Origin of the sequence: Pseudomonas fuscovaginae SE-1 (assembly GCF_000364705.1) — a bacterium.
Taxonomy (GTDB): domain Bacteria; phylum Pseudomonadota; class Gammaproteobacteria; order Pseudomonadales; family Pseudomonadaceae; genus Aquipseudomonas; species Aquipseudomonas fuscovaginae_A.
The window spans coordinates 22138-30660 of the sequence record NZ_AQOH01000277.1; the positions used below are offsets into that span (position 1 = coordinate 22138).

General features: G+C 66.5%; 2 protein-coding genes. Both read left to right on the forward strand.

The genetic code is table 11. From position 1 onward, the window contains the following. Window positions 1-75: 75 nt before the first annotated feature. Window positions 76-7500: a hypothetical protein gene (locus K675_RS0121945; protein ID WP_037007041.1), complete on the forward strand. Its 7425-nt coding sequence runs from the start codon at window positions 76-78 to the stop codon at window positions 7498-7500. A 211-nt stretch (window positions 7501-7711) separates the two neighbouring features. After that, window positions 7712-8523: cbb3-type cytochrome c oxidase subunit I (locus K675_RS0121950; RefSeq protein ID WP_017905616.1), on the forward strand; the 812-nt coding region annotated here is incomplete at its 3' end.

Sequence of the window (8523 nt, forward strand, 5' to 3'; positions counted from 1 at the left end):
GCACGCCTTCTGACGACTCAGAAGCCCCGGGCCGCCACTCCCGGCCGCCTCCCCTTTTTGCCAACGGGTAATGTCATGACCTCAGAACCGTCGCTCAGCGATGCCCGCTCCACCGCACCATCCCGGATTTCCTCGACAATCGGTGCCGCCTTCGCGACCCTCGATACCGCCATGCTCGATGCCCGCAACCAGTGCATCCAGTTGCGAGCCGCCTACCAGAGCTCGGAGTTCAGCGCCGATGTCCGCTTCAGGGGGCTGCTCAGCCAGGACGCCCAGGGCCTGTTTCACGCAAGCCCGCCGCAGGAGTTCATGGCCCGGCAGGGTAACACCACCCTGTGGTCCTCCGCGCCGCCGGCCAACGAGTTGCCCGAGGGCCACCGCATAGTCGGCGGCTACGTGTCCTATAGCGAAACCGCGCCCGCCGCCAGCCTGTCCCGGGATGAGCAGATCGACCAGGCACTGGCTTCGGGATTCTCCGACAAGATCGGCTATCTCCACCAGGCGATCAGCCAGCGCTCCTGGCTGGCGACATTCTACCTGGCAGTGGGCGATGGCGTGCTGCTGCGTTACGTCTCCAGCGGCTCGAAGGCCGAACACGATCTGAAGGCCGGCCTGGAACCGCCTTCGGCCATCCTCGGCAACCTCCTGCGGTTGCCGGCACCGCTGGTCTCGGCCCTGAAGAAACGGACCCTGACACCGTTGGCACTGATTCACCAGGTCGCCGAAGCCGGCGAGTTGTCGCTCGTCGACAGCGACACCTTCTGGGGCCCAACGCAGCGCATCACTTCCGCCTGGAAACCCGACAGCGCCGCGATCAGGACCGCACAGGCGCGCGAGGACAAGCCCAGGTCCGCCTTGAGCCGAACCTTCGTCAGCTTCGATGAAGCCGTGCGTCACATACATGGCCAGGTAGGCCTCAAGGGCCGCCACCGGCAACAGTCACTGATCGTGAAGCACCCGCACAAGGACGAGTTTCGCGCCACCGAACCGGTAGCCGTTTCCGGCCCGCTGTTCGAGCCCGTCGGCCTGCAGGACCTGCCCGCGCAAGTGGTGCTGGCCGGCCTGTACGCCCAGGCCGATAGCCTGCCCGGGCAGTCGCCCGCGCGAGAACCCTGGCTGTACGAAAACACCCTGCGCCCGCTCGACCTGCTCGCCGGGCTCGACCAGGCCCGCCGCCTGCGTCCCCAGGGCGAGCCGCCACTGCCCCTGTGCCTGGGCACCGCCGATGGCGCCCTGCTGTCCTACCAGTCCCGCGACAGCGAACTGGAGGCGGCCCTGTTCCCCCCGCGCGATGACTGGCCGCAACGCGCCGAACGCTTCAACCGGGAACTGCTCGACGCCAAGCTGTCGACCTCGCAATGGGTACGCCGGCTGGCCGAAGCCGGAACCCTGCGGGTACTGGTCGGCAGCCGCCTGTGGAATCGCCCGGGCATCGTGGCCGCCGAAACCTGGCAACCGTTCGCCGAGCTCCCCGTACCGCCACTGGGCCAGGTCTTTCTGTCGGCCGATGACGCCGCCCGGTATGCCCAGCAAATCACCCTGGGCGGCCGTGCCCGGCAGATGGGCGGGCTGATCTTCCAACGCGAGGACCAGACCTTCGTCGCCACGCAGCCGCAGTTCACCGACGGCCGACTGTTCGACGCCAGCCAGCTCTATCCCACGACGGAAACCGGCATTGCGGCCTTCCCGGACGGGCATCGGCTGTATGCCGTGTATCGCTCCAACGTCAACCTGAGGGAGGTCGAGCGCAGCGGGCCACTGGCGAACCTGCCCGAGGACGAATTCCGCCTGGCCCATCGCAGCATCACCAGCCAGGAAGTACTGGCCACCCTCACCGGCAGGTCCGTCGGCCTGCAAGCCTTCTACGTGCTGATGAGCGACCTCAACCTGATCAAGTACATGCCCAGCGACAGCCAGGAAGAGGACGAACTGCTCATCCGCCTGCTGCCCAGGGCCCGCTCGGGCCGCAGTGCCATCGAGGAGCAACTGGAAAAGGGCGAACTGCTGCCCAGCGACTTCATCAAACTGCTGGCCAAGGCCCAGGGTCTCTATCTGGTCCGGGGCGACCGCTACTGGGGCAAGCCGGGCAGGCTGCCGGCGCAGTGGGCACCCACCCCCATCGTGTCGCCCTCCGATCAACCGCCGCCAGCCCTGGGGCCGCTGTTCGAGACCCTGGAGGCGGCTGCCCGCCATGCCCTCCAATGCCTTGACACCCGGCACCGCCAGTTACGGATCAGCTTCATCCTCAAGCATCGGCAACTGGCACGGTATGTCGCCTGTGAGCCGGTCGATGCGGGGACGCCGCTGTTTTCCCCGGCCTCGGTGTTCGGCACGAACGCCACGGGCACCCCGAACCTGCCGGCCGATCTCGAATTGGCGGCCATCGGCTACAGCGCCGCGCTGTACCCCGATCCACTGCCTGCCGGTGACAGTTGGCAATACCGCAATGTCTTCAGCCCCACCGACCTCGCCGCCGCCCTGCCCTACCTGCGCCCGGACGACTCGCTCGACCCGGCGTTGCCCCTGTACCTGAGCACCCGCGAGGGCGCCTGGCTCCAGTACCAGTCGCAGGGCGTCCAGGGCGACGACCTGCTGCTCAAGCGCCAGGGCAGCGAACCGAGCCTGGGCGAGCAGGTCACCCTGGGCAACCTGGACGTCCGCTACTTCGTCCATGGACTGGCCCGCGCCGGCCGCCTGAGCGTGCTCAAGACCAGTGAAATCTGGGATCGGGAAGGGCCGGTCAGCGACACCTGGAAACCCTACCAGCACTTGCAGCGCCGTCGACTGGGGCCGGTGTTCTCCCGCGCCGACGATGCCGCACGCCACGCCCACGGGCAGATTGCACACCGCCATGACCAGGTCCATGGCGGCCTGGTGCTGCAGCGCCCGGACGGTCTGTTCGTCGCCACCGAGCCCTGGTTGTCGCCCACCGGGGTATTCGAGCACCAGCTGGTTTTCCCCAGGGAGGTCAAGGCGGCCATCTTCCCCGCAAACCACAAGGTGGTCGGCGTCTATCATTCGGGCCTTGGCACGATCGACTTCCACCTGCCGGAGGATGAAGCCGAGCTGTACCTCAACCTGTTCCGCACCTGGGATATCCACCAGGCGATCGGCGAGCGCGAATCGATTCCCTACCGCTACTTCTCGGGCAGCGACGGCTCGCTGATCCGCTACACGGCCAGTGGCTCCGCCCATGAACAGGTCCTGTTCAAGCAACTGTCGCCACCGGCCGACAGGCCGCTGCAGGTGATGGACAATGCCCTGCAACGACGGATCGGCAGCGCCAGGACGGACGACAGGGGCGTGCTGGCCACCTATGCCCGCGACCTGCTGCAAGCCGGCGAGCTGCTGGTGCTGGTGCCGGGCACCATCTGGACCCACAAGGGCGTGGTTTCCAGCCTGAGTTCCACCGCCGACGGCTTCCGTGCCGGCAACAGCCGCCAGGCGAGCAACCACGGACATGCCACGGCCTTCCCGGACCTGAGCCCGGTGCATATCGACGCCCAGGATGCCTTGCGCCATGCCCTGGCCCGAGCCCACCAGGCGGACGACACGCTGTTCGGCTTCATCTTCAAGAAGGCCGGGCGCGAGGAATATGTCTCCACCGCCGCCGTCGCCGACGCCGGTTCCCGCTTCAACCGCTACCGGGTGTTCCCCGAGCATGTCGACCTGTTCAAGATGATTGCCCAGGGTTATGACTTCGAGGGTGTCTATGTCGCCCCGCCCGTCAGGCAGGGTGCGGTCGGGCTGCCGGCCGACCCGACCTATCGCCACTTAATCGGCGCCCGCGACCTTGCCCACCTGATCGCCACCGCCCGTGGTGTCTGCCCCGTGTCACAGACACCCGGACTGGAATCGAGCGTCAATCTGTACCTGTCGATGCCTGATGGAGCGCTGCTGCAGTATCAGGTCGAAGTCTTCCCCGTGCAGGACGAAACCGCCGAGGGTGCCGTATTCGCCAGCGATGGCATTCCGACCCAGGGGCAACTGGAGGACGGCACCCTGACACCATTGGCCTATCTGCGTCAGGTCGCGGCCACCGGCAAGCTGAAAGTGCTGCGCAGCGGCAGCTTCTGGTCGACGCCTGGTCCCATCGGCGCCACCTGGGCCCCGAGTCGACAGCCGGCCAAGCTAGCGGAACGCTATGACGTCGGCCCGCTGTTCAACCACGCTGACGACGCCGCGCACTACAGCCACCAGCGGATCAATCGGCGGCACGACCAGTTGGTGGTCAGCGCGACCTATCGCTGCCAGGCCAGTGACAGCTATGCCGCCCTCGAGCCCTTCAGCCACGAGCGGGCGGTCAAGGCCACGCGCGCCCTCGCCACGACCCGTAGCCAGGCGCTGGACCAGGAGCGCCTGCCGCTGACCTTCGACGCTACCTACGACCTGCACAGCCTGCATATCGCCCATGCCACCGGCCCGGCCTACCTGGGCAAGGAACGCCCGGCGGTCCTCGACTTCTTTTCCAACACCTTCATCTGCTTCGCCACCCAAACCCTGGAAAAGCAGGGGACTTACCTAGGCGGCCTCTATCTGTCGGTCGTCGACGGCGCACTGCTCAAGTACACCCCGCGTGGCTCGCATGCCCAGACCCAGCTGTGCGGCACCGCCCTGCCAGCGCAGAATGGTGCCTCGGGCGACCACCAGGTGATCGAACTGCCCGACACCGCCTTCGTGCAGAAAGTCGCCGCCACCGGCAACCTGAGCGTACTGGTCACCAGCGCGCAGTGGCGACAGGCCGGCCCGGTGGACGCCAGCTGGAAACCGGCGACCAGCACCGATACCCGTGCGGCGAGGCGCGCGCGGGAGCTGGCACCACCGATCATCAACAGCTTCCAGGACCTCGGCGTCGGGTCAACCGACATCATCGACCCGCAACGCGGCCTGCCGGTGCTGATCGGCCCACTGCAGTTGCAACCCGGGGACAGGATCGACCTGTACTGGGGCGACCATCCCATGCCCGTCGCCACCCATGTCCAGGGCAGTACGCCCGGCAGCGGCCATATCCCCCTGAAAGTCGAAACCCGCTGGATCACCTCGGGGACAACGACGGTACGCTACGTACTCACCCCCTTTCCGGGAGGTACGCCTGAAGAAGGCCGGAAAACGGTGCGGGTCAAGCTCGACACACCCGGCGCTCCCGAGCGCTCGTGCAAGGCCGGAAACGGCGCGACACTCTGCGAAAACGAAAAACTCGCCCTGCCCCAGGTGCTGCCTCCGGGGGTGATCGAAAATCCCGAGGGCGTCAGCGTGGTGGTCAAGCGCTATGCGAACATGGCCCGCGGCGACCGGATCGTGGTGTCCTGGCACGGTCGCCACAGCGAGCCGCTGATCCTGACCGAGCCAGGCGACGAGGTGGTGATCCCGATCGATCCGAAGGACATCACCGACGCCGGCAACTCCGATTCGATCATCGTGCGCTACGAGATCCGCGACGAGGTCGGCAACTGGTCGCAATGGTCGCGGCCGGCGATCATCGATGTCGGCATCGGCGATCCGTCCCTGCTGCCGCCGGTGGTGCCGAAGGCCCAGGGCATGACGCTCAACCTCGACGACCTGGATGGCACCGATGTCCAGGTGCTGGTACTGCGTTACGATGACATGAGCAGCAGCCACACGATACGCCTGGTGGTGGAGCGCGAGGATGCCGAGGGCCAGCAACTGCTGCCCTACACCCAGAGCGCCCCCGGACACGACAGCGACCCCTTCGTCTCGTTCCTGGTCCCCCATGAGCAGTTCATTGCCATCCTCCGCGGCCAGGCCCGCTTCTACTACTACGTGGACATCGCCGGCCAGCCCAGCCGTCGCTCCAAGAGCCGGCCGCTATGGATCATCGGCCGGTCACGCACTCTCAAGCCACCACGGGTGCCGCTCGCCGAGCAGAACGGCAACGTGCTGGACCCGGCCTTCCGCAATGTGATCGCCCTGGTCGAGCCCTACGACTTCATCGCGGCAGGCCAGCAGCTCAAGCTGACCTGGCTCGGCCGCACAGCCAGCGGCGGCGAGGTGCCGTATGACCGGACGGTCACCCTGCGCGAGGACGAAATCGGCAAGGACATCCCGTTCCTGATCCCCGACGACAAGGTCAGCGTGCTGGCGGGTGGCTCCGTCACCCTGCACTACGAAGTCATCACCAGCGCCGGGGACACCTTCCCGTCGCTGCCACGATACCTGCCGGTCAGTTCCGGGCCCCTCGGCCTGCCCAGGCCCAAGGTCCGCGAGGCAGGCGATACCTTCCTGCTGCCGGAACTGGCCCAGCGCGGCGCCACCATCGACGTGAGTTACAAGGACATGCGCGACAGCGACAGCGTCCAGGCCTATTGGCGCGGCACCGCGGGCAACGGCACGCCGGCACTGCCATCGCAGCCGGGCAACGCCACCGGCACCCTGGCCTTTTTCGCTCCCGTCACCGCGGTGAGCGCCAATATCGGCAAGCGCGTGGATGTCGGCTACACCGTCAGCCGTGGCAGCGTCCTGTCGCCCTCCGAGATCCTGCCGCTGTCGATACTGGTACCCGGAAACCTGCCTTCACCCGAGGTGCGCGAAGCCAGGGACCGGCTGCTGGACCTCAACACCTTCAACGGCGATGCCACGGTGGAGGTCGGCAAATGGCCGCATATCCAGGTCGGTCAACGGGTCTGGCTGCAGGTCGAAGGCACTCGCAGCGATGGCACGGCCTATAGCTTCACCCTGTGGAAAGCCGAGGAGGTCACCAGTATCGCCGACGTCATCGACGGCAAGCTGCCGCGCAGCGGGCTCGACAGCCTGCGGGACCTGAGTGGCCTGACGCTGACCTTCAAGGTGAGCTTCGATGGCAGCGCCGATGAGGCGACGGCCCAGGCCTTCCCACGGTCGACGCTGACGGTGCGGGCGAAAACCAGGGTGCCCGAACTGGTGCTCGACACCAGCCCGGCCAACCTGCACGGCCAGATCTTCCTGCTACCCTGCCATCCGCAGCTGTTGCCCGAGTTCGGTCCCGGCACCTGGATCCAGCGTGTTCCCAGCGGCGGGGTACCCGGCTATACCTACCGCAGCGAAAACTCCAGGGTCGCGGTGGTCGACCCGCATGGCCGGGTGACCGTGCGTGGCAACGGCAGCACCCATATCGTGGTCAGCGACCGGGTCGGGCAATCCAGGAAGTACCAGGTCAACGTGTACGGGGTGCAGTTGTGCTACGACCTGGGCGTCGGCAACAGCGACGAGATCACCGAGAACGCCACGGCCAAGGGTCTCAGGCTGCCCACCATCGATGAGCTCAAGGCGATCCGCAGGCTCTATGGCGTGCGCTGGCCGCTGCAGCATGCCAAGGAGAAGTTCACCTGGTCCATGACCGAGAAGAAGGGCACGCTGGGTCTCATCCTGCTGGTGCTGGACATGCGCAAGCCGGACGCGGCGCAGACCACTCACCCGGGGCTCACCGTCGACCTCGGCCTGGTGACCCTGACCCACCACGCCTCGGGTCTTGGCCTGGGCACCCGGTTGCTGCTCTGCAACTGATGCTCCGGTCCGGGCGTCCCGCGGTACTGCCGCGGCGACGCCCTCTCCCCAAATCCGGGCTCCATGGCGGAGCCCATTGACCCCCGTCAATACCTGCCACTGGCTATTTGCCCATGCTTGGCTTGCTTTAGTCTGCCTATAACTCCGGGCCGGACATGCAGGCCGCCTGGCAGGCCGTCTGCGCGTTGGCCCGAACCGTGGATGGGGAACCATGAACACTTCAATCAGTACCGCCTACAACTACCGGGTGGTCCGCCAATTCGCCATTATGACGGTGGTGTGGGGCATCGTCGGCATGGGGCTCGGGGTTTTCCTCGCCGCCCAATTGGTCTGGCCCGAACTCAACTTCAACCTGCCGTGGACCAGCTTCGGCCGCCTGCGCCCGCTGCACACCAACGCGGTGATCTTCGCCTTCGGCGGCTGCGCGCTGTTCGCCAGCTCCTACTATTCGGTGCAGCGCACCTGCCAGACCCAACTGTTCTCGCCCAAGGTGGCGGCCTTTACCTTCTGGGGCTGGCAACTGGTGATCGTGCTGGCGGCCATCAGCCTGCCGCTGGGCTACACCAGCTCCAAGGAGTACGCCGAGCTGGAGTGGCCGATCGACATCCTGATCGCCATCGTCTGGGTCGCCTACGCCTACGTGTTCTTCGGCACGGTGATGAAGCGCACCACCAAGCACATCTATGTCGGCAACTGGTTCTTCGGCGGGTTCATCCTCACCGTGGCGATCCTGCATATCGTCAACAACCTGGAAATCCCGGTCAGCCTGACCAAGTCCTACTCGCTCTACGCCGGCGCCACCGACGCCATGGTGCAGTGGTGGTACGGCCACAACGCCGTGGGCTTCTTCCTGACCGCCGGCTTCCTCGGGATGATGTACTACTTCGTGCCCAAGCAGGCCGAACGCCCGGTGTATTCCTACCGCCTGTCCATCGTCCACTTCTGGGCACTGATCACCCTGTACATCTGGGCAGGCCCGCACCACCTGCACTACACCGCCCTGCCGGACTGGGCGCAGTCGCT

What these genes read in the sequence shown, in the direction of transcription:
- K675_RS0121945 (WP_037007041.1), top strand. Translation starts at nt 76, where the DNA reads ATGACCTCAGAACCGTCGCTCAGCGATGCCCGCTCCACCGCACCATCC.